This is a genomic window from Robiginitalea sp. (assembly GCF_982776155.1).
Map to the genome: position 1 here is coordinate 1 of NZ_CEXZKX010000010.1, position 20,371 is coordinate 20,371.

The following is a 20,371-nucleotide window of genomic DNA, read 5'->3' on the forward strand; positions in this document are numbered from 1 at the left end:
GGCGGTGGCTTCGGGGGCGGCGGTGCCTCCGGGGGATGGTAAGCCTGTTAATCATCGATTGCCGGGCGGAGGCGCAACAAGCCTGCCCGGGGTAGCCAGACAGGAGCGCACTTCACCGGCAGTTGGCAAACTACTTCTTCCTCATAAAAATGTCCATGGGCACACCTGTGAAGTCGAACTGTTCGCGCAATTTGTTTTCCAAAAATCGCTTATAGGGGTCCTTGACGTATTGCGGCAGGTTGCAGAAGAATGCAAATTGCGGGAATGGCGTGGGGAGCTGGGTGCAAAACTTGATCTTGACGTACTTCCCCTTGATTGCCGGGGGCGGGTACTTCTCGATAATGGGCAGCATCAGGTCGTTGAGCTTCCGTGTGGGAATCCGCCGGGACCGGTTCTCGTAGACGGTCACGGCCGTCTCGATGGCCTTGAAGATGCGCTGCTTGTTCAGGGCGGAAATAAATACGATGGGGATGTCCGTAAAGGGGGACGTGGCTTCCTTGATCATTCTGGTGTATTCCTTGACGGAGCCCGTTTCCTTTTCCACCAGGTCCCATTTGTTCACCAGGATGACGATCCCTTTGTGGTTGCGCTGGGCCAGCCAGAAGATATTCTGTACCTGGCCATCAAAGCCCCGCGTGGCATCTACCAGGATCAGGCAGACATCGGAATGCTCGATGGCCCTAACCGAGCGCATGACCGAATAAAATTCCAGGTCTTCCTTCACCTTGGATTTTCGCCGGATACCCGCCGTATCCACCAGGTTGAATTCAAAACCGAAGCGGTTGTATCGGGTATCGATACTATCCCGGGTGGTGCCCGCGATATCCGTAACGATATAGCGCTCTTCCCCAATCAGCGCATTGATAAAGGAGGATTTCCCGGCATTCGGGCGGCCAACCACCGCAAACCGCGGCAGGGCTTCCTCCCTGGGGGGGCGCTCCGGCAGCACGGGGACCAGGGCATCCAGCAATTCGCCGGTACCGCTCCCATTGATACTGGAGACGGGGTAGTATTCCCCAAGGCCGAGGGAGTAAAATTCCACGGCATCCTCCAGGCGGGCGGCATTATCCACCTTGTTGACCACCAGGAATATGGGTTTGTCCACCTTCCGGAGCATGCGTGCCACCTCCTCGTCCATCCCGGTAACGCCGGTGACCGCATCCACCATGAACAAGATGGCATCGGCCTCATCGACGGCCAGGAGGACCTGCTTGTCGATTTCCTTTTCAAATACATCGTCGCTGCCGACGACATATCCCCCCGTATCGATCAGGGAAAATTCCTTCCCGTTCCAATCGCTCTTGCCGTAGTGCCGGTCTCGGGTAACCCCGCTCACGGCATCCACAATGGCCTCCCGGCGCTGGATCATCCGGTTAAAAAAAGTTGACTTCCCAACATTGGGACGTCCCACAATTGCTACAATGGCAGACATAGGCGTGCTTCAGGCCACAAAGGTAGTGTTAAAGGGGTAGATATGAAACGGGTGGGTGCAGGTGGTGGCGAAGCGGCTTACAGGTCTCCGGTCACGGTACTCCGCTGCCGGTACCTGTTGCCGGTGAGGTAGCTCTCTCCGATCTCCCGGGACCGCACCACGCGGGCCGGGCTGCCAAAAGCCACCGCGTTGGAGGGGATGTCATTCATTACCAGTGAACCGGCACCAATCACCGCATGCTCAGCTACCTGGATGTTTTCAACGACGTTGGCCCCCAGGGATACAGCCGAACAATAGCCCAGTTTGAAATTGCCCCCGGTACCGACCCGCGGGGCAAGGCTCGAAAAATCGTCCATCAACCCGTCGTGTCCGAGGGATGACAGGGTATTGAGGATGCAATGCTGTCCCACGCGGGAATTTGCATTGACGATGACCCCCGGCATAATCACGGAACCCTGGCCAATCTGCACATCCTTGCCGATACTGGCAGACGGGTGTACAGCGCTTACAAAGCGGAAAGACGGAACGATGCTCAGGATACGCTTGACGATGGTCCGCCGGATCCAGTTATCCCCAATAGCCACAATGCCGCCGTGAATATTAAACGTCTCGATGAGGTAGGGAAGGTCGTAGGAGGTACCCAGTACCTCGTATCCGTTCTTTTTGGTTCCCTTGGGTTTGTAGGAATCCAGGAAGCCAACCGGCTGGTACAGCCCCTCGGACTCCAGGATGTCCAGAACGACGCTGCCATGACCGGACGCACCAAAAATGATGATGTTTTTCATGGGATCGGGGGCTTTTAGGTATTTCATCGATGAAATGCAACATTTCGTCGATAATTCAAAGATATAAAAAGCAGCTGAGCGCTCCCGGGTGTTTTTTCTTAAAACGTAGGAATTTTTGACTCAGATGCCTGTAGGAGGAACGGGATAGCTCATATCGATAAAATACGGGCTCCCGGAACCCGGGGAGTTTTCGGATTGCTGCGGGCTACTTGGAATCATACCCAAACCGGCGCAATTGCCGCGCGTCGTTACGCCAATTCTTGTTTACCTTGACAAACAACTCCAGGAAGACTTTCTTGTCGAAAAACGTTTCCAGGTCCTTGCGGGCCTCCGTTCCCACACGCTTCAGCGCGCTGCCCTTGTGCCCGATCAGGATGCCTTTTTGCGTGGCCCGCTCCACCATGATCACCGCCCCGATACGGATGATCTCGTCGGTTTCCTCAAACCGTTCCGTTTCGATTTCGACGGCATAGGGGATTTCTTTTTTGTAGTGCAGCAGGATCTTTTCCCGGATGATCTCATTGACGAAAAAGCGTTCCGGCCGGTCGGTGAGCTGGTCCTTGGGGAAATAGGGAGGTGCCTCCGGGAGCAGTGCCAGGATGCGGTCCAGCACCTCCGGCACCCCAAAACGCTCCAGGGCCGAAATCGGGATGATTTCCGCGTTGGGGAATTGCTCCGTCCAAAAAGCTACCTGCTCCTCCAGCTGCCCCTGGTCCGAGGTGTCTATTTTATTGATCAGGAGCAAAACCGGGATCTGGCTGCTCCGGATCTTTTCGGCAAATGCCTCGTCCTTCAGGCCCTTCTCCCCCACTTCCACCATGTAGAGGAGAACATCCGCATCCACTAGGGCCAGGCGAACGAAGTCCATCATGGATTCCTGCAACCCGTATGCGGGTTTGATAATTCCGGGGGTATCCGAAAATACGATCTGGAAGTCGTCCCCGTTGACGATCCCCAGGATCCGGTGGCGGGTAGTCTGGGCCTTGGAGGTGATAATCGACAGCCGCTCCCCGACCAGGGCGTTCATCAGGGTGGATTTCCCCACATTCGGGTTCCCGATAATATTGACAAATCCGGCCTTATGCTCTTTCATGGCGCAACTGCTTAAAATATTTTTTTGCCGCGGCGTTCACCCGGGGGGCGAGCCACAGTACGGCGATCATATTTGGGATAACCATCAGGGCGTACGACAGGTCGATGAGGTTTTTGACGAGCTCCAGGGAAGCCACAGCGGCAAAGACGATCATGACGACAAAATACCAGTTGTAGTACTTCCCGATCCGCGCGGTGGTCAGGAACGAAAGGCTCTTGACCCCGTAATACGAATACGTGAAGAGGGTTGAAAGCGCGAAGGCGGTTACGATCAGCATCAGCAATTCGTCCCCGTATCCGAACAGCGTGGTGCGGAAGGCACTGAGGGTCATAACAATCCCGCTCCCGTCTTCCAGATAGGCCCCGCTCAGGATAATGACCACAGCGGTAAAGGTGCAGACGAGGATGGTGTCGATAAACGGCCCGAGCATGGCGACCAACCCTTCCTTGATGGGCTCGTCGTTCCGGCTTTGGCCGTGGTACATGGGTGCACTCCCCAAACCGGCCTCGTTGGAGAACATCGCCCGGCGGATCCCGATAATGACCAATCCCCAGAAACCGCCCGTGACGGCGGTCTCAAAATTCCAGGCTTCCCGGAGGATCATGCGGAGGGCCGGCCAAACCTGATCGGAATTCAGGACCATCACCACGATAACCGCCACCAGGTAAAGCAATACCATGAAAGGGACGATGGCCGAGGCCACCTTTGCGATCTTGGTGAGCCCCCCGAAAATCACGAAGGAGGTAATTATGGCCAGTACAATACCGATCAGCAGCTTCCAGTTGAATTCCGACGTGGCCCACAGGGTTTCCGTGGGTTCCACAACGCTCATAAACGTTTCGGTGAACTGGTTGGCGGTAAATACCCCGAGGAACCCAAAGAGGCCGCAGATGCAGAAGAAGACCGCCAGGGGCTTCGCCTTTGGCCCCATTCCCTGGGTAATGTAAAACATCGGGCCTCCCTGCAATTTTCCATCGGAATCCGTACCCCGGTACATGATGGCCAGGCTGCACGAATAGTATTTGATACACATGCCGATCAGCGCTGTCATCCAGATCCAGAAGACCACGCCCGGCCCCCCGTCGTGGATGGCAATAGCCACCCCGGAAATATTCCCCAATCCCACGGTGGCCGCCACCGCAGCGGACAATGCCTGGAAGGAACTGACCTCCCCCTGGGCCTTTTTATCGTCGTATTTTCCCGCGGTTATCGCCAGGGCGTGGCGGAAATACCGGTACGGGGCGAAGCCGGAATAAAACACCAAAAACAACCCCCCGCCGATAAGCAGCAGGAACATGGGCCATTCCGTATAGGGGATCAGGCCCGCTATGAATTCATTGATAACTTCCATCCGAAATTCCTCAATGGCCGAAGTTAGGGAATTTCGCAAAAGCACCCGGCGGCAGGATAAATATTTCCCCCAGCCAACTTTTGATTAAACCAATAAATCGTCGTATATTTGCCGTCCACATCGCGGGGTAGAGCAGTAGGTAGCTCGTCGGGCTCATAACCCGAAGGTCGCTGGTTCGAGTCCAGTCCCCGCTACAAAGAAAGCCATCGACAGAGTCGGTGGCTTTTTTCTTTGGGAGCATGCCAAGCTCGCTTGAGCATGCGGACAGAGGAAAAAGGCAACGCCGCGCGCCAGCGGGGCGGATGGCTTTCTTTGTTAAGCTCCCCCATTCTGGCCGCTTTCGAACGCAGTGAGAAAGCAATCCAGTCCTGTGGGGCATGGGTGGCCGCTTTCGAACGCAGTGAGAAAGCAATCCAGTCCTGTGGGGCATGGGTGGCCGCTTTCGAGGCGCCAGCCGAGAAAGCAATCCAGTCATCCACCCGACCGGCTTTCCTTGTAAAGCCCCCCATGGCCGCTTTATGATGGCGTGAACTTCTTGATATCTTCACCCAGGTCGAATACCCGGACGCTTTCGAGTTCCCTGGAAAGAATACTGCTCCCCGCAGCGCTGCGATATCCCCCGGCACAGTGCACCACCACCGGTTTATCCGTTGGGATTTTACCGGCCGTACCGCGCAATTCATTCAGGGGGTGGGAGAGCGCATGGTCAAAGATCTTGCCTTCCTCCACCTCGCTGGCGTTCCGGACATCGATGACGGTATATCGCTCCGGATGGGCCTCAAAATCCTGCAGGTCCAGCGACCTGCTCTCAACCAAATTCCTCCCGTTCAGGGTGAATACCGATTGCAACTGTTTTTCGTACCCAATTTTCGACACCCGGTTCAATATCGCTCCCAAATCTGCAGACCGGTCAATCACCAGATGGAATTCCTCCCGGGGCTCCACAATAGACCCCAACCAGGTCTCGAACTTGTCATCCATGGAAGTGGCCTGTATGTTGATACTCCCCTCCAGGTGGCCGCTTTTAAAATCCTCTTCAGCCCGCGTATCCACAATAAGGCCTTTCTCAGACCCATGCATCCTGAACGGTACGGCAGCCAGGGCCTCCCTCAGGTTCCCGGCTCCGGTTTTATTCACATCGACATTAAAACCAAAATAGCCTGGAATAAACGGTTGGCTGTCGAGCAAAGTACTGATGAATTCCTCCTTACTCTGATCCTTAAAGGCCCAGTTGCCCATGCGTTCATTGCCGAGTGTACTGCTTTTGTCACTGCTTAAATTTTTACCGCAAAGCGATCCGGCGCCATGCGCAGGATAGACCAGAGCGTCATCCGGTAAGTCCTTGAATTTATGCTGTATCGTATGGTACATCATCTCGGCGAGTTCCTGTCTTTTTGCCCGCATGTTTCCGGCCTTCTCCCGCAGGTCCGGGCGGCCCACGTCGCCAATAAAGAGTGTATCTCCGGTAAATAGTGCTGTCTTTCCGCCTTCTTCGGCAACCAGGGTGATGCTGTCCGGCGAATGGCCCGGCGTATTGATGGCCCGCAGGGTGGCCTTACCGATTTGGAGGACATCCCCCTGATCAAATCCCTTATGCGGATAATCCGCTCCCAGTTTTTCGCTGTTGTAAATGGTTGCGCCCGTCTCCTGGTGTATCTGCAGGTGGGAACTCACAAAATCCGCATGCGGGTGGGTCTCGATTACCGCCGTGATTCGGGCACCGTGTTCCTCTGCAATTTTGTAATACTGCAGCGGGTCGCGCTCCGGGTCTACCACAGCCATTTCCCCGTCGCTGATCAGGGCGTAGGAATAATGCGCCAGCGGTTTGTACTCAAATTGTTTAATATACATGGTTTCAGTTTTAAATCTTGTCATTCGGCGAGGATAAATGCTACCGCCATCCCAATGTGCAGGTGGGTCGTTGCCAACAAGGGGATGTCAATATCGTCCTCTTTTAGCAATAATGGTAGTTCGGTACAACCTAAAATGATCCCTTCCGCGCCCCGGGCCCTGAGAAGTTCTATTTGAGTGAGGAAAAATTTCCTGGCGCGGTTCGAAAATTCGCCCTGGGTAAGCTCTTTGGACACGTAGTCATGAGCCTGCCCAATGTACCGGGCTTCCGGAATCAGGGTTTCCATACGGTATTTTGACCTGAGGTATCCGGAAATAAAATCCCCCGTCATCGTCGGTCGATTCCCCAACAGCCCCAATTTCTTCAATCCCAATCGTTCCGCCTCCCTGCCCGTGGCATCCGCAATATGCAGGAAAGGGATGCCGATTTTGGGTTGCACGTATTCAAAGGCCATATGCGGGGTATTGGCACAGATGACAATGGCGCCGGCACCAGCCTGCTCCAATTTTTGGGCTACATCCAGGTACTTGGCGTTGATTTTCCGGGGGTCCTGTTCCCGCATCAATTCAATGTTGATACTGTGCAGGATCAGGGGCGGATTGGCATGCCGGCCAATTTTCCTTCCAACCTGTTCATTGATACAGCGGTAGTATTCAATGGTTGAATGCCAGGAAGTACCACCTATAAGCCCAAGTGTCCTCATTCTAATGATTTGAAGTTGCAGTAAATAAAGGAAACGGCCCGGTGAGCGGACCGTCTCCTAAAACAAACAACCAACCTATTCCACAGATTCGCCGCTAATCCTGGCATCCATTTCAGCAAGGGTCTCAGGCCGGGATCGAATACATGACGAGCCATTTGTCATTGGCAAAATCTGAAAATTCCAATTTCAACTTTGAAATAAAGGTATGGGAAGCTGGTCGCGACCACAGTAACCTGGGTTACATGAGATGTTAAAAGTTGCGCAAAATATGGGTAATACAAGAATTGCGGGTGCCTTCGTCAGCTTCAGGCTCCGGCCTCAAATTCCGGGCAGTCCAGCCGGATATCCTGATCGAAAAGGCTTTTTTCGAGTAAATGGCAATAGTGTGCATCGGGTGTTTTCTCGTAGAACTTACAACCGTAACAGGTACGCTGGACGGTGAGTAATCCGGACCTGTTCAGACGGTAAATCAGCGTGCTCAGGGATTGAAAAAGTCCTTCGAGATCTGCATGGGTATGATCTTTCAACTCGTTTTTCAGGGGTTGGGCGAAATCCTGGGTATCCTCTACGACCTGTTTGCCCGCCACCGTGAGGCCGATGGTATAGCTCCTGTTGTCTGAAGGCGAAGAAATTTTGTGGATCAACCCTTTTTTCTCCAGGACTTTGACCGCATCGCTCACCGTGGGCTTGGTTACGTTGAACTCCTGCGATAAGTGGCTCACATTGCACAGGGCCGGTTTATGGTAAGCTACGAATATCAGGATTTGGATCTGGATGGGGCTCAGCCCGATGGATTTGGCTTTTTGCCAGAGCAGTACCTTGAAGACCTCCGATATGCGCTCCAATCCGGCAACGATTTTACTGGAAACCTGCTCGTTCTGGAAATCCGGGTTGAAAATGCTTGTATCCTTCATAATAATGCCCGCCGGATAACATCCGGCAGGCAAAGTTAGCATTCCTAATTAATCGGGGCAAATCAGCCCTTCACCTCGGCAATGGAAGCGCCATAGTTGATATGCAGGGCATGGCCGTTTGGGGTTACCAGTACGGGTACCGATTTGGCTCCGGCCTTCTCTGCCTCCGGAATCCGGGACTTATCAGTCCCGATGTTGACGACTTCGACATTCTCAGCTCCGATCAGGTTGAGGATGTCCGCTTCCGCACTTACACAGACGGGGCAACCCGCGTGATAAAAAATAGACTTTTGCATAATAGAATTTGTTAGGGTTCCTTACTCTTTGCAACAAATATAGTAAGGATTCCTAACTTTATATGTATTTCTCGAATTTCTTTGCACTTCAGTCGGCTATCCCCAACATTCAATACCGGTACAATGCACAAACAGCCGAATGATCGTCCGGCATTTCCTTTTCCGGCACAACAAAGACATCGCCGCCCTGCAGGTAGGTTTCAACGGCTGCCAGGTTGAACAGGGAAACACTTGTTTCCCGCAGCGATTCATGAATTTCCAACTCCCGGTCCTCCTGGTTGTACAGCCCCTGTACGTCTTCCCCTTCGCGTAAGAAAAGTGCGTCGATACGGCCGTCCATGGCTGCGGGCAGGATATCCCTTAAATCCGGTGACGCTTTCCCGGTGCCAAGAGCTTGCTGGTAGGCGCCGGCTTTCTCCCGCCGACCGCTTTCAAAATGCGGGGCCACCAGTTCCCAGGCTTTGCCGTGAAGGGACATCAGGTCGTCGTCCCCGGGATTGCCGGAAATATGCGATTCAAACAGGTGGTTGTAATTGTTCGCTTCCCGGTAAATGGGGGCCAGGTAATCCAGCGATGCCAGCACCAGGGGTTGCCGTTCATCGTGCAGGATTTGCATCAACCCCTCATCCACCGCCCGGAAGTAACGGAGAATCTCGTTTTTATGGTCGGCCTCCCCTTCCCCATGTCCGTGGAACATGGCGTGTCCGGCCCCTTCCTGTTGGGAGCGGAACTGGAGGAATTTTTCCTCGTAATCGTACCCCACCCGATCCTCCAGGCGGGCCGGTGTCAGGTCGTATACAATGATCCGGGCTATGGAATACTTCGTCCCCTCGTAGAACTTTACCCCTTCCAGGCCGAGTGCCAGGATGAAGAACCGGCCATCGCCCGTCAATAAAGGCATTAGCGGTACCAGGTGGAAACTGTTGCCGATGTGGTGGGCTGCTTCAAATTCGAGGGGCAAAGTAAATTTTTGAAAAAAACCCTCCGAGATAAACAGGGCGAGCCCATCGGACTGGTGGCGCCAAAATTCGGTATCCTCGAGCAGCTGGGCGGCCGGCTCCAGCATGGATTTCACCTCCTGATCCGAATAGCCCTGTCCCGCGAGATTATGTGAAACCTCCTTGAGTTGGTTCTTCAGGGCCAGCTGATCCTTTTTCTCCAGGACTTCCTGCCCGGCCCGGTGGGTCGGGATAAATATTGAAATACAGGTTGGGGCATGTACCCCGCTCAGTTGCGTAAATGCTTTTTTGGTAAGTAACGTCATTGTGCGTCGCTTTCGGGTTTACAATTAATTATTCCCGCTCATGCGGGCTATTATAATATACAAAAGCTATGGAATTCCCGTTGACCGGGAGGCCACGGGAATTGACGCAATCAGCGGCTCATCGCCATTGAATCCAGTTATGCAGGAATTCCTGGATCGCTTCAGAAGCGCCCATGGGAACCCGCAACATGCGGAAGACGATTAGCAGCAGGCCAATGGCTGTAGCCGCATGCCGGAATTTTCCAAACCTCGAGGCAAACCACAGGAACAATCCAAGATAGATCAGTTCCGTGCTGACCAACGCGAATAGTGGCTTGAAATTCTCGGGAGGCAGCATGCGACGCCAAAAGACAATCATGCCGCGCCCCAGTGCCGGGGGCATCATATAAAAAGCCCCGGCAATCAGCCACCAGGAATGCTCGTGGATTTCCTTGCGGTGCAGGATACTCTTTAAGATGGCGAAGCCGAATGCGAGCATGGATACAGCTTCGATAATGAGCGTCCCGTAATAAAACGAAATCGGCGGGCCCGGCCGTGTCGGGTCGTGGGCTTCAGCGAGTTTCAGGGGGACGTCCAGCAGGCTCATACCGGTAAAAATGACACCGCCGGCAAGGACAAACCCGATGATGCCGAGCGTCCGGTGTCTCTGGATATTTCCCCTTGAAATAAGGTAAGGCTGTATAATCAGCATCAGGTACCAGGCGGTTACCAGCCAATAATGAAAATGAATCTCCCACGTCTGGGTGGTGAAACGGGGCCAGTAATAATAGAAAATACTGACCTGTACAATTGCAAACAGGCCAATCATCCACGCGTACAACGATTGATATTTTTTCATACGATTATCCATTTGGTCCGGGGCATTCATAAATGTACTATTTCCAATCCATAGAATAACATTTTCCCGGGCGCTGAGAACTTCTTACAGCCAAGGCACCCCAAATCAATCCGGCACATCCGCCACACCGCCAAAAAGCGAATGCCAGGCATCCCTCCCGATGTAAGGAGCAAAGGCGGCACGGGCTTCCAGGGCTGCCCGATCGGAAAACCCCAGGGAGACTGCCTTGCCGAGCGCATGGAACACCTCCTGTTCGTTTTCCAGGCGGGCATGGTCTTCAGCTGCACGGATCCAGGCATAGGGCCGGTCGGGGAAAGCGATTGTCAGCAACCGACTCAACTTCAGGGATTCGTCGTAATTGCCGTCTGTCCGAAGGGCGTTGGCGCGTTCAATGCAAAAAGCAAAAACAAAGCCTTCCACACGTTTCTGCATGTCGGCAATTAGCGGGGCAGTATCCGCGTCGTACTTTTTCCGGAACCGGCCCCAGGCAGCTTCCCATTTGCCATACTCCCTGTCGCTGCCCCGTTGCAGGATGGCTTCGGCCAACCCGCGGAATCGGGTGGTCCATGCTTCTTCCTCCCCGGCAAGGCCCTCCATGCGATTTACCAATTCCCGGTAGGTGTCAGAATCCCGGATTTCATCAATAGCCCCGGGAATGGAATCCAGGGCATACAGGTTGGCATAAAGCTCCTGAATATCCCGGTATTCCCGAATGGCATCCACCAATCGGCCCGCGCGTTTGTAGGCCTGAGCAGCCTCAAGGGCGCGCTTCAACCCGGCATCAATACGGGGTTTCTCAAGAGGAAACCCCTTTTGGGTATGCCCTGCCAGCATCATCCAGTCCATGGCCCGGAGGAGCTCCCCCGGGTCCGGCCAGCGGTGCCCCCCTTCAAATGTGACCCTTTTGTTCGTAATCGCCAGTCGGTCCAGCCACTCCTCCGCATAGCCCATTTCCAGAAAATTCATGTCCTGGTAACCGACAACCCCCGCGTAGAGAAAATCGGCGCCCGGAGGGGGGATATATCCTGCCGTGCTGTCAAAGGCTGCGCCGCACCCGATAACCCCGGCAATTTGCCCGGTTAGGATAGCCACGGAGGCCGCCAGGCGCGACCCCCCGCTGAACCCGGTTAAAAAAACCCTTTCCCCGTCAATGGGGTACTTATTGAATATTTCTGAAAAAAGCCGGTTTACAATGTCAAAATTCCGCTCGTAGGGCCCGTTTCTGGCCTCGTTGGAACCCACAAGCAGCATCCCGTGGACCTCCGCAATTTCCCCGAAGGTTTCAACGGCGAGGGCACCCCGGGCTGCCGGATCGAATACGAATAATACCGGGAGCAACTGATTGGGCGCTGCCGATTCGGCCAGGTAGGCCGCGTAGCTTTCCGATTGGTCCGGGCCGTACGGGATCTTCTCCGCCAATTGACCCGGGGGAACTGACAGGCCCGTATCCGGGGTCTCCTGCGCATTGGCAACCCCGCCTCCGGAAGGCCAGATAAGCACAAGCCCGAATAAGAGCGCATAAACGGGTAATTTGGTTACCCGAAACCCAATTTCGCGTGTGCGCCTCCGCTTCAAAATCCGGGAATTATCTAAACAACATGGGCGCAAACTCCGAGAGGTAGATCCGCCAATTCGTCCAGGTATGGCCCCCGGGGCTTTCGCGGTATACATAATCAAAGTCCAGTTCGTCCAGCTTCTCCCGCATGGTCACCACGCTTTCATATAGGAAATCGTCCTTGCCGCAGGCAATCCAGTACAATTCTGGGTCGGCCGCTGCCAGCGCTTTGATTTGCTGCTCCCTTTTGGAATGGTCAATCTCGATCCCGAATCGGCTCAGGTCGGCAAACCCCATGCTCATCACCCCGATGTAATCAAACATCCCCGGGTTTTCAAATGTGGTATTCATCGTTTGCAACCCACCCATGGAAAGGCCGGTAAGCGCCCGGTTCTCCTTACCCGTCTTTACCTGGTAATTCGCTTCGATATAGGGGATCACATCGCTCACCAGGCTCTTTTCAAACAACATGCTCGCCATGCCTCCGATACCTTGGGCCTCTGTATCCAGTTTCGGACTGACGGTAAAGGCGGCCGCCTGTTCCGGATTCCCGTTGGTCATCACCACCAGCATGGGTTTGGCCTCACCCGCATTGATCAGGTTGTCCAGGATGTTCTGGGCCGCCCCCAGGGTGGGCCAGGCTTCCTCATCCCCGCCGCCGCCGTGGAGCAGGTAGAGCACCGGGAAATTTTCGTTGCTTTCCGCATACCCGGGCGGGGTATAGACAAACATTCGGCGGGTCAGGCCCAGGGTGGGCGACTCATACCAGACCTGGTGCACGCTGCCCTTGGGCCCGGTTTTTGCCCAGTAAAGGTCTGAAGCTTCTCCGGGCACGTAAAGCACGCTGGCCGTGCTGAAGCGGCCGTCCCGTACGATGTTCTTGTTGGCAGGATCCAGGGTACGCACCCCGTCCACCATAAAGGCATAGGCGTACAATTCGGGTTCCATGGCTGGGACGGTCACGGTCCAAATGCCGTCCTGTCCCTTTTCCAGGGGGGTCATTTCCTGGGCAAAGCCTCCCTCGGGGGTAGGGGCTGCGGGCATCCAGTTCCCGCTAAGTTGGACCTCAACTGCCTGGGGTGCCGCAATCCGGAAAGTCACCGAGTTGTCAGCAGCCAATTCCGGGGAGACCACCGGGGCAGCCTGTGAAATCTCCTGTCCACTCGCCAGAAAGGAAATCAGGAATGCCAGCGCAAACACGCCGTTTCGCGAAATCCCCTTTGCCAAACCCGAAAGCGATAATTTTCGTCGGGTAGATGCTACGATCATTTTCATAATTTGTTCGATTAACTTGTTCATCCTGTCAAGATACGGATTAACCGGATGCGCATCAAAGCGTATTTCTGCCGGGCCACTCCCCAAAACTTTTTTATACCTTACCCGGAGAAACATCAAAGAAAAAACATGACGCTAGACCTGGATTTTACCCGCTCCCAATTTCCGGCGTTCTCCCAACCCGGGCTGAAAGGCTGGGCCTTCTTTGAAAATGCCGGGGGCTCCTACCCTTGCCGGCAGGTGGTAGACCGGTTAACGCGGTTCTATACCGGGAATAAGGTACAGCCCTACTATCCCTATCCTGCCTCCACCCGGGCCGGCCAGTTGATGGACGAGGCCTACAGGCGGATCGCCGAATATATGGGTGCCGACCCGCTGGAAGTCCATTTCGGCCCCTCCACCACCCAGAACGTTTATGTATTGGCCAATGCGCTGCGCCCGCTGTGGGATGACGGGGATGAAATCATCGTCTCCTGCCAGGACCACGAGGCAAATGCCGGCGCCTGGCGACGGCTCGGGGAACGCGGCCTGAACATTGTGGAATGGCATGTGGACCCGGTTACCGGGGTCCTCGACCCGGAGGTGCTCAGCCGCTTGTTTACGGACAAGACCCGGATGGTAGCCTACCCGCATTGTTCCAATGTTATCGGCCATGTTAACCCGGTTCGGAAAATCTCCGAAATGGCCCGAAGCCGCGGGGTGCGCACCGTGGTGGACGGGGTTGGTTGGGCCCCCCACGAGATTCCGGATGTGAAGGGCCTTGGAGCGGACATTTACATGTTTTCCGCTTACAAAACCTTCGGGCCCCACCTGGGGGTCATGTATGTGGAACGCAACCTGCTGGAAAAAATGGAGAACCAGGCGCACTTTTTTAAGAAAGACAGCCTCCGCCATAAGATTACCCCGGCCGGACCGGACCACGCGCAGGTAGCGGCCGCAGCTGGGATGGCCGATTATTTTGACGCCCTTTACGACCATCATTTCCGCGACGAGGCGGAGCCCCCAAAACGCCGGGATCTGTTGAACCGCATGTTCCGCGACCATGAAAAGGGCCTGTTGCAACCCCTGTTGGAATTCCTGACCGGCAGGGAGGACGTCCGGATTGTCGGGCCAAACACCCTGGAAGACCGGGCGCCCATCGTCTCCATTCTGCCCCTGGAAAAGACCGTGGGCCAGGTTTATGAAGCCCTTACAAAATACCAGCTGATGACCGGGATGGGACACTTCTATGCCGTCCGGCCGCTTAAGGATATGAAACTTCCAACCGACCCGGGGGTGATACGCCTTTCCTTTGTGCACTACACGAGCCCCGAAGAGGTCGCTCAGCTTATCGACGGCTTGAAGCGGGCCTTATAGGCCGGTTCTCAAAACAACGCCGGCCGGCCGGTTTGCGAATCCCGTTACGCCGGGTTACTCCCCATGCGCAGCCGGTGGTTTAAACAACAGCGGAAAGAACCTGCCGCCCATGGGTTCCCCTTTTTTAATCGGGGGCACCCCATTGAGTAAAACCTCATCGGAATTGGAACGGGTACCGTCGGCAAAGACGTTCAGGACAAAAGCCCGCCGGGGCTTGTCCGATCGGTTTTCATAGGAGCCGTGGACCATCTTGGGGTGGTGGAACGTGGCGTATCCCGCCGGCATCTCCGCTGCCACCCGGTTTTCGTATTGTGCGATTTGCCCGGGGTTCAGCAGGTCCCGGAGGCTGTCCATGGAACCGGCCAGTTCGATCTTTTCCAGCAAGTCCCATTTATGGCTGCCGGGGATGTATTGCAGGCACCCGTTATCCGCTGTGGCATCGTCCAGGCCTACCCAACAAGTGAGGTGTTGCAGGGGAGTGGTGCGGGTCCAGTAACTGTAGTCCTGGTGCCAGGCCACCACGCCCCCGTGCCGGGCGGGTTTGCAAAACAGCTGGTCGTGCCAGAATCGGACAGCTTTGCCGCCCAGCAGCTGGCTGGCAGGGACCACAAACCGGGGGTTCCACAATACGTCGTGAAACCCGGGGGTTATGCGCCAATGCCCCAGGGAATGGAAGAGCACGGTATCCGGATCCGACGATTCATTCGAATGGAACTCATAAAACAGATGATGCCCCGGGTGGCCCGGGTCCATAAGTTGCTCAAGCTCCAGCCGGAGGGCATCCACCTGGTCGTCATCCAGGATCTTTACCCCGCTCAGAAAGCCGTTTTCCTCAAAAAAGGCAAGCTGCGCATCCGCAAGCCGGTAGCGCTCCCAGGCCTCCCCCGCGGGTAGTTCCGGGAACAGGTCTCCCACCAAACCCCGGGTTTCGGAGAGGTCCCTTGTTTGTGATGTCTTCATGCTTTACTTAATAAAATTCCATTGGAAGGCTCCTGACTGGACATACAGGTAAAGTTAAAACTACATGCTTTTTTACGAAGTTAATTGCGAAAATCCCCTCCGTCCCGGGGCAGCATTGCCCATAGCCAAATTTCCAAATTGACTCATTTCCAAATTGATTCATTGCCCAATTGGCAAATTGGCAAATTGGCAAATCGCCTACATCTCCCACCCCTCCCGGTAGGTACGGGTGACAAACTGGTTGGCCTCCTCCAGGTTGGTGATCTTCATATTCTCGCCGTCCCAAAGCAATTTCCTGCGTCCGTAGAACTCCTGCCGGGGCCGGCCGTTCTCGCCGGTCACCTCCCGCCGGAGCATGTAGCTGCGGATAGCCAGGTTCCCCATGAGCACCGTTTCCGTCATGGGGCCGGCATAGTCAAAGGACGAGGTGAGGGCCAGGTGCTCCTCGCTGCCGAAGCCCGCCTTGCAGGCATCCACCCACTTGCGCTGGTGTCCGTATTCCGGCTCTTCGTTCTCCTCCACTTCCGGGCCGAATTCCGTCGTGCCGTCGTTCAGGTACAGCTTGGGCATCAGGGGCGAACTGTCGTTGATATTCGTGGAGATGATCCCATTCTCTCCGTGGATCAGTACGCCGTTGGCACTGCCGTGGCCGCCGATGTCCTGGTCGGCCGGGATGATTTCCGGGTGGGACGGTCGGATCCCCCCGTCGCTCCAGGTCATCTCGATAGGTGAACCTGTCTTTTCGGTGGCGTCGAAATGTAACGTAATAAAGGACGAGGGCGGGCAGCCTTCCGGGTGGTAATCCGGGGTCCACATCTGGGTAAATACCGTACCCACGCTACATTCTGCATCCTTGGGGTATTTCAGGCCCAGGGTGCGGAAGGGGATGTCGATCAGGTGGCAACCCACGTCGCCCAAAGCGCCCGTGCCGTAATCCCACCAACCCCGCCAGTTAAACGGGTGGATATTCGGGATATAGGGGGTCTCGGGGGCCGGCCCCAGCCAGAGGTCCCAGTCCAAAGCCTCGGGCTTTTGAGAAGGGTCCGGGGCAGGCATGGCAAAGCCCTGGGGCCAGACCGGCCGGTTGGTCCAGACTTCTACCTTGTGGATCTTGCCAAGCCGGCCCGAATCCACCCACTCCTGGACCATCCCGAGCAGCGGGTTGGAGCCGCCCTGGTTCCCCATCTGGCTGACGATCTTATTCTCCCGCGCCATCTCGGTGAGCATCCGGGCCTCCCGGATGTTATGGGTCATCGGTTTCTGCACATACACGTGGATACCCCGCTCCATGGCCGCTTTTGCGGCCGGTCCATGTATATGGTCCGGGGTGGAGATGGTCACCGCGTCGATGTTCTTTTTCTTATCCAGCATCCGCCGGTAATCGCTGAAGAGCTTTGCCTTGGGGAAGGATTCCACCGAGGCGGCCGCCGAGCCGGAGAAATCCACGTCGCAAAGGGCAACTACCCGCTCGCGCCCCCCAACGGATGCGTTCATAATATCGCTGCGTCCCTTGCCCCCTGCACCGATGGCTGCCAGGTTCAGTTGGTCGCTCGGGGCGATAAACCCAGGGCCGCCCAGCACATGGCGGGGTACGATAAATACAGAAGATGCCAGGGCGCTTTTCTTCAGGAAATCGCGCCTTTTGTTGGTGTTCGGGCCTTTGGCGGGCCCTTTAGATGTTTTCATTGGTCTATGGTCTATGGTCTATGGTCTATGGTCCTAAAAGGTACTAATATTTTTGGGTTGCAAAACCCCGTTGGTTCAACGCCGGTTCGGCAACAGGGAATTTAGTACTTTAGACCCACATCAATGCCGCCAGACCATGGAAAACAATCTATCACTCCCATTGATTGAGCGCGCCCGGCAGCACCCGGACCGAACAGCCATTCAGTGCGCGGGAAGCAGCTATTCATACGGCCAACTGCTGTCGGAATCCCGCAAACTGGCCCTGGGCCTGCTGGGTGGGGCAGCGGATTTGGAAGAGGCGCGAATTGCCTTTTTGGCCCCGCCGGGGTTTGCCTACGTCTGTATCCAATGGGGGATCTGGCGGGCGGGCGGCATTGCGGTGCCCCTGTGCGAGAAACACCCGTTGCCATCCATGGAATACGTTGTCCGGGATACCGGGGCAGATGCAGTCATTTGCACGGAGGAATACCGGGAGTTCCTCGAACCCCTGGGAGCCATCAGCAAGTTGGTTCCCTACACCGCACTCGGGGCGGAACAGGGCCGTCTGCCAACACTCGGGCCGGAACGGCGCGCGATGATCCTCTACACCAGCGGGACCACCGGGTCGCCCAAGGGGGTGGTTACCACTCACGCCGGGTTGGAAGCGCAGATTACCGCCCTGACAGAAGCCTGGAAATGGCAGGCCGACGACCACATCCTCAATGTACTCCCGCTGCACCACGTACACGGGATTGTCAATATGCTCTGCTGCGCCCTTTGGAGCGGCGCATGTTGCGAATTCCTGCCAAAATTCAAACCCGGGAAGGTATTTGAGGCCTTTCTGAGGGGGCAGGTAAACCTGTTTATGGCCGTGCCCACCATTTATTTTAAGCTGATTGCGCACTACCAAACCCTGCCGGAAAAAGAGCGGGAAGCCATCAGCGGGCAATTGCAAAAATTCAGGTTGATGGTTTCGGGCTCTGCGGCCCTGCCGGTCAGCGTACTGGAACAGTGGCGAGAGATCAGCGGGCATACCTTGCTGGAGCGGTATGGGATGACCGAAATGGGCATGGCCATCAGCAACCCCTATGACGGGCTGCGACGGCCGGGTTATATCGGGCAGCCCTTGCCGGGGGTATCGGTCCGGCTGGTAGATGAAGAAAACCAGGAGGTACCCCACGGGAGTCCCGGGGAAATCCAGGTAAAGGGCGCCAATGTCTTTCGGGAGTACTGGGGCCGGCCGGAGGCAACTGCAGAGGCATTCACCCAGGACGGTTGGTTCCGCACGGGCGACATCGCCCAGTGGGACGACGGGAGTTACCGGATCCTCGGCCGGAATTCCGTGGACATCATCAAATCCGGGGGGTATAAAATATCCGCCCTGGAAATCGAAGAAGTACTCCGGACCCATCCTGAGGTAAAAGATTGCGGCGTGGTTGGGGTCCCCGACCTGGAGTGGGGGGAGGTTATCGGGGCCGCCATCGTCCCAGGTACCCGGCAACCGGACACCGAACAACTAACGGAATGGTTAAAAACGCGTCTGCCGGGATACAAAACCCCCCGCCTGTACCTGTTTGTGGATGAATTGCCCCGGAATGTGCTGGGGAAGGTTACCAAAAATGCCCTGAAGGATTCTTTTAAACCGTCAGATACCACCGGATGAAGATATATGGGGTTGCTTTGTTGTGCGGTTGCTTCCTGGCCGGGAAATTCCTCGGCCAGCTCCTGGGCGAGTTGATCGGTATCCCCGGGGATATAGGCGGGGTGGGCTTTGCGATGTTCCTCTTGATGCTCGTTAGCCTGTACCTGCGCAGGAGGGGCTGGTTTTCCGATACCTCCGAATCCGGAATCGCCTTCTGGAGCGCCATGTATATCCCCATCATTGTTGCCATGGCAGCTACCCTGAACGTCCACGCCGCCTTTGGGGGCGGTTGGGTGGCGGTACTCGCCGGCCTCGGCGCCACCATAGCCGGGTTCCTGCTCGTACCTCTGCTTTCGCGCATCGGCCGGCCGTCCGATCGCGGCCAAAATCCGCTGAAATAATGGACTGGGTAGAAACGCTGATTGAGAGGAACGGCCTGATCCTGGCCTTCCTGGTGGTGGGCCTGATTATGGGGGCTGCCTACGCCATTTCCCGATACCTGACCCGAGGCAGGCTGCCCGGGGCCGCCCTGGCGATACTTATTGGGTTGGGACTGGCCTTCCTGGGAGGGGAGCGCGGGATAGCAGACCACCCGTTGTTTGCCGGAATGGCCGTCCTCGGGGGTTCCATGTTCCGGGATTTTGCCGTGGTAGCCACTGCAATGGGGGCCGACCTGGAAACCATCAAGCAGGCAGGCAAGGCCGGGGTGGTTGCGCTGCTCTCCGGCGTGTTGATCGCATTTGTCGCCGGGGCGATGGTGGCCCTGGCCCTCGGGTATTCCAATCCGGTGGATATTACCACCATCGCCGCCGGCGCCTGCACGTATATTGTGGGCCCGGTAACCGGGACCGCACTGGGGGCCACGTCGGATGTCATCGCCATTTCCGTGGCAGCGGGGGTGGTCAAAACCCTGGCGGCCACTATCGGCACCCCTTTTATCGCCCGATATATCGGCCTGAACAACCCGCATTCGGCCATGGTCTTCGGAGGGCTCATCGGAACCACCAGCGGTGTGGTGGCCGGGCTGGCGGCTACGGATGCCCGCCTGGTACCCTACGGAGCGCTTACCGCTACGTTCTATACCGGGATCGGGTGCCTGCTCTGCCCCTCTGTATTGTATCTGCTGGTCCGGCTTTTCGTCTAGATAAACGACAGGAACAGGGCTGCCAGGCCAAAGAAGGCGGTCAGGACATGAAAAAGAACCAGGAGACGTTCTTCCCGGTTGTTGAGGTAGGATCCATGGTTTTGCAAAATGGCCGCCACGCCCAGTACGGGGATCCAGTAATTCCATTTGATATTCGACATAGCCATTTAGTTTTTCTGCAAAACTAAGCGGGCCTTCCTTCCCGTGAAATAGCGATTTTACCCGGTTTCTATCCTATTTTGACCT

19 protein-coding genes and 1 tRNA gene are annotated in these 20,371 nt (G+C 55.9%); 5 read left to right on the plus strand and 15 right to left on the minus strand.

From position 1 onward, the window contains the following. Positions 1–130: 130 nt before the first annotated feature. The 4 genes from der to AC3DKS_RS13565 form a co-directional block, all read right to left on the minus strand. Complete coding sequence (gene der, locus AC3DKS_RS13550; RefSeq protein ID WP_041327015.1) at positions 131–1,432, minus strand: ribosome biogenesis GTPase Der; 1,302 nt, start codon at positions 1,430–1,432, stop codon at positions 131–133. Between the two features lie 77 nt (positions 1,433–1,509). Further along, the gene (locus AC3DKS_RS13555) at positions 1,510–2,217 is read right to left on the minus strand and encodes an acetyltransferase (RefSeq protein WP_041327532.1); all 708 of its coding nucleotides are present in this window, start codon (positions 2,215–2,217) and stop codon (positions 1,510–1,512) included. A gap of 205 nt (positions 2,218–2,422) precedes the next feature. Then, a complete protein-coding gene (gene era / locus AC3DKS_RS13560; protein WP_015753818.1) occupies positions 2,423–3,310 on the minus strand; it encodes a GTPase Era in 888 nt (295 codons plus the stop codon). Next, positions 3,297–4,661, minus strand: coding sequence for an alanine/glycine:cation symporter family protein (locus AC3DKS_RS13565; protein ID WP_041327530.1), 1,365 nt, complete (start codon positions 4,659–4,661; stop codon positions 3,297–3,299). Before AC3DKS_RS13565 ends, era begins: the two co-directional genes overlap by 14 nt. A gap of 121 nt (positions 4,662–4,782) precedes the next feature. Here AC3DKS_RS13565 and AC3DKS_RS13570 point away from each other — a divergent pair. Beyond that, positions 4,783–4,855, plus strand: a tRNA-Met gene (locus AC3DKS_RS13570). A 322-nt stretch (positions 4,856–5,177) separates the two neighbouring features. Here the strand turns inward: AC3DKS_RS13570 and AC3DKS_RS13575 are convergent. The 8 genes from AC3DKS_RS13575 to AC3DKS_RS13610 form a co-directional block, all read right to left on the minus strand. Further along, positions 5,178–6,512, minus strand: a complete 1,335-nt coding sequence (locus AC3DKS_RS13575) for an MBL fold metallo-hydrolase (protein ID WP_272608420.1) — start codon at positions 6,510–6,512, stop codon at positions 5,178–5,180. Positions 6,513–6,532: 20 nt separating this feature from the next. Then, positions 6,533–7,216 (minus strand): aspartate/glutamate racemase family protein, encoded by a 684-nt coding sequence (locus AC3DKS_RS13580; protein WP_474731972.1) that lies wholly within the window; start codon positions 7,214–7,216, stop codon positions 6,533–6,535. Between the two features lie 305 nt (positions 7,217–7,521). Further along, complete coding sequence (locus AC3DKS_RS13585; RefSeq protein WP_474731971.1) at positions 7,522–8,130, minus strand: MarR family winged helix-turn-helix transcriptional regulator; 609 nt, start codon at positions 8,128–8,130, stop codon at positions 7,522–7,524. A gap of 62 nt (positions 8,131–8,192) precedes the next feature. Next, a complete protein-coding gene (locus AC3DKS_RS13590; RefSeq protein WP_474731968.1) occupies positions 8,193–8,426 on the minus strand; it encodes a thioredoxin family protein in 234 nt (77 codons plus the stop codon). A gap of 109 nt (positions 8,427–8,535) precedes the next feature. Then, positions 8,536–9,690: a baeRF7 domain-containing protein gene (locus AC3DKS_RS13595; protein WP_474731967.1), complete on the minus strand. Its 1,155-nt coding sequence runs from the start codon at positions 9,688–9,690 to the stop codon at positions 8,536–8,538. Between the two features lie 118 nt (positions 9,691–9,808). Continuing rightward, positions 9,809–10,528, minus strand: coding sequence for a hypothetical protein (locus tag AC3DKS_RS13600; RefSeq protein ID WP_272608411.1), 720 nt, complete (start codon positions 10,526–10,528; stop codon positions 9,809–9,811). A gap of 105 nt (positions 10,529–10,633) precedes the next feature. Then, positions 10,634–12,103 carry an alpha/beta hydrolase gene (locus tag AC3DKS_RS13605; protein ID WP_272608409.1) on the minus strand — a complete coding sequence of 490 codons (1,470 nt, stop codon included), beginning with the start codon at positions 12,101–12,103 and terminating at the stop codon, positions 10,634–10,636. 10 nt (positions 12,104–12,113) lie between these two features. Further along, on the minus strand, positions 12,114–13,358 hold the full coding sequence (locus AC3DKS_RS13610; RefSeq protein WP_272608407.1) for an esterase: 1,245 nt from the start codon (positions 13,356–13,358) through the stop codon (positions 12,114–12,116). Positions 13,359–13,487: 129 nt separating this feature from the next. Between AC3DKS_RS13610 and AC3DKS_RS13615 the strand changes: the two genes are divergently transcribed. Continuing rightward, positions 13,488–14,714 (plus strand): aminotransferase class V-fold PLP-dependent enzyme, encoded by a 1,227-nt coding sequence (locus AC3DKS_RS13615; RefSeq protein WP_272608405.1) that lies wholly within the window; start codon positions 13,488–13,490, stop codon positions 14,712–14,714. 54 nt (positions 14,715–14,768) lie between these two features. On the opposite strand, the gene AC3DKS_RS13620 is transcribed toward AC3DKS_RS13615, so the two are convergent. Continuing rightward, positions 14,769–15,674 carry a phytanoyl-CoA dioxygenase family protein gene (locus AC3DKS_RS13620; RefSeq protein ID WP_272608403.1) on the minus strand — a complete coding sequence of 302 codons (906 nt, stop codon included), beginning with the start codon at positions 15,672–15,674 and terminating at the stop codon, positions 14,769–14,771. Positions 15,675–15,872: 198 nt separating this feature from the next. Next, positions 15,873–17,360: a Gfo/Idh/MocA family protein gene (locus AC3DKS_RS13625; RefSeq protein WP_015753803.1), complete on the minus strand. Its 1,488-nt coding sequence runs from the start codon at positions 17,358–17,360 to the stop codon at positions 15,873–15,875. Positions 17,361–17,496: 136 nt separating this feature from the next. Between AC3DKS_RS13625 and AC3DKS_RS13630 the strand changes: the two genes are divergently transcribed. Genes AC3DKS_RS13630 through madM form a run of 3 tightly spaced genes read left to right on the plus strand, consistent with a single transcriptional unit; the run spans position 17,497 to position 20,125 of the window. After that, positions 17,497–19,002 carry an acyl-CoA synthetase gene (locus AC3DKS_RS13630; protein ID WP_272608402.1) on the plus strand — a complete coding sequence of 502 codons (1,506 nt, stop codon included), beginning with the start codon at positions 17,497–17,499 and terminating at the stop codon, positions 19,000–19,002. After that, positions 18,999–19,382: a malonate transporter subunit MadL gene (gene madL, locus AC3DKS_RS13635; protein ID WP_015753801.1), complete on the plus strand. Its 384-nt coding sequence runs from the start codon at positions 18,999–19,001 to the stop codon at positions 19,380–19,382. The genes AC3DKS_RS13630 and madL overlap by 4 nt, the downstream gene beginning before the upstream one ends. Further along, positions 19,382–20,125 (plus strand): malonate transporter subunit MadM, encoded by a 744-nt coding sequence (gene madM / locus AC3DKS_RS13640; protein WP_272608400.1) that lies wholly within the window; start codon positions 19,382–19,384, stop codon positions 20,123–20,125. The genes madL and madM overlap by 1 nt, the downstream gene beginning before the upstream one ends. Here the strand turns inward: madM and AC3DKS_RS13645 are convergent. Then, the gene (locus AC3DKS_RS13645; protein ID WP_015753799.1) at positions 20,122–20,286 is read right to left on the minus strand and encodes a hypothetical protein; all 165 of its coding nucleotides are present in this window, start codon (positions 20,284–20,286) and stop codon (positions 20,122–20,124) included. The two genes, madM and AC3DKS_RS13645, sit on opposite strands and share 4 nt — an antisense overlap. Between the last annotated feature and the right edge of the window lie 85 nt (positions 20,287–20,371).

Bases quoted from the DNA above. Each gene is read 5' to 3' on its own strand.
- madL (WP_015753801.1), top strand. From the start codon at position 18,999: ATGAAGATATATGGGGTTGCTTTGTTGTGCGGTTGCTTCCTGGCCGGG.
- AC3DKS_RS13580 (WP_474731972.1), bottom strand. From the start codon at position 7,216: ATGAGGACACTTGGGCTTATAGGTGGTACTTCCTGGCATTCAACCATT.
- madM (WP_272608400.1), top strand. From the start codon at position 19,382: ATGGACTGGGTAGAAACGCTGATTGAGAGGAACGGCCTGATCCTGGCC.
- AC3DKS_RS13565 (WP_041327530.1), bottom strand. From the start codon at position 4,661: ATGGAAGTTATCAATGAATTCATAGCGGGCCTGATCCCCTATACGGAA.
- AC3DKS_RS13625 (WP_015753803.1), bottom strand. From the start codon at position 17,360: ATGAAAACATCTAAAGGGCCCGCCAAAGGCCCGAACACCAACAAAAGG.
- AC3DKS_RS13610 (WP_272608407.1), bottom strand. From the start codon at position 13,358: ATGAAAATGATCGTAGCATCTACCCGACGAAAATTATCGCTTTCGGGT.
- AC3DKS_RS13645 (WP_015753799.1), bottom strand. From the start codon at position 20,286: ATGTCGAATATCAAATGGAATTACTGGATCCCCGTACTGGGCGTGGCG.
- AC3DKS_RS13630 (WP_272608402.1), top strand. From the start codon at position 17,497: ATGGAAAACAATCTATCACTCCCATTGATTGAGCGCGCCCGGCAGCAC.
- AC3DKS_RS13585 (WP_474731971.1), bottom strand. From the start codon at position 8,130: ATGAAGGATACAAGCATTTTCAACCCGGATTTCCAGAACGAGCAGGTT.
- der (WP_041327015.1), bottom strand. From the start codon at position 1,432: ATGTCTGCCATTGTAGCAATTGTGGGACGTCCCAATGTTGGGAAGTCA.
- AC3DKS_RS13620 (WP_272608403.1), bottom strand. From the start codon at position 15,674: ATGAAGACATCACAAACAAGGGACCTCTCCGAAACCCGGGGTTTGGTG.
- AC3DKS_RS13590 (WP_474731968.1), bottom strand. From the start codon at position 8,426: ATGCAAAAGTCTATTTTTTATCACGCGGGTTGCCCCGTCTGTGTAAGT.
- AC3DKS_RS13600 (WP_272608411.1), bottom strand. From the start codon at position 10,528: ATGAAAAAATATCAATCGTTGTACGCGTGGATGATTGGCCTGTTTGCA.
- era (WP_015753818.1), bottom strand. From the start codon at position 3,310: ATGAAAGAGCATAAGGCCGGATTTGTCAATATTATCGGGAACCCGAAT.
- AC3DKS_RS13555 (WP_041327532.1), bottom strand. From the start codon at position 2,217: ATGAAAAACATCATCATTTTTGGTGCGTCCGGTCATGGCAGCGTCGTT.
- AC3DKS_RS13615 (WP_272608405.1), top strand. From the start codon at position 13,488: ATGACGCTAGACCTGGATTTTACCCGCTCCCAATTTCCGGCGTTCTCC.
- AC3DKS_RS13575 (WP_272608420.1), bottom strand. From the start codon at position 6,512: ATGTATATTAAACAATTTGAGTACAAACCGCTGGCGCATTATTCCTAC.
- AC3DKS_RS13595 (WP_474731967.1), bottom strand. From the start codon at position 9,690: ATGACGTTACTTACCAAAAAAGCATTTACGCAACTGAGCGGGGTACAT.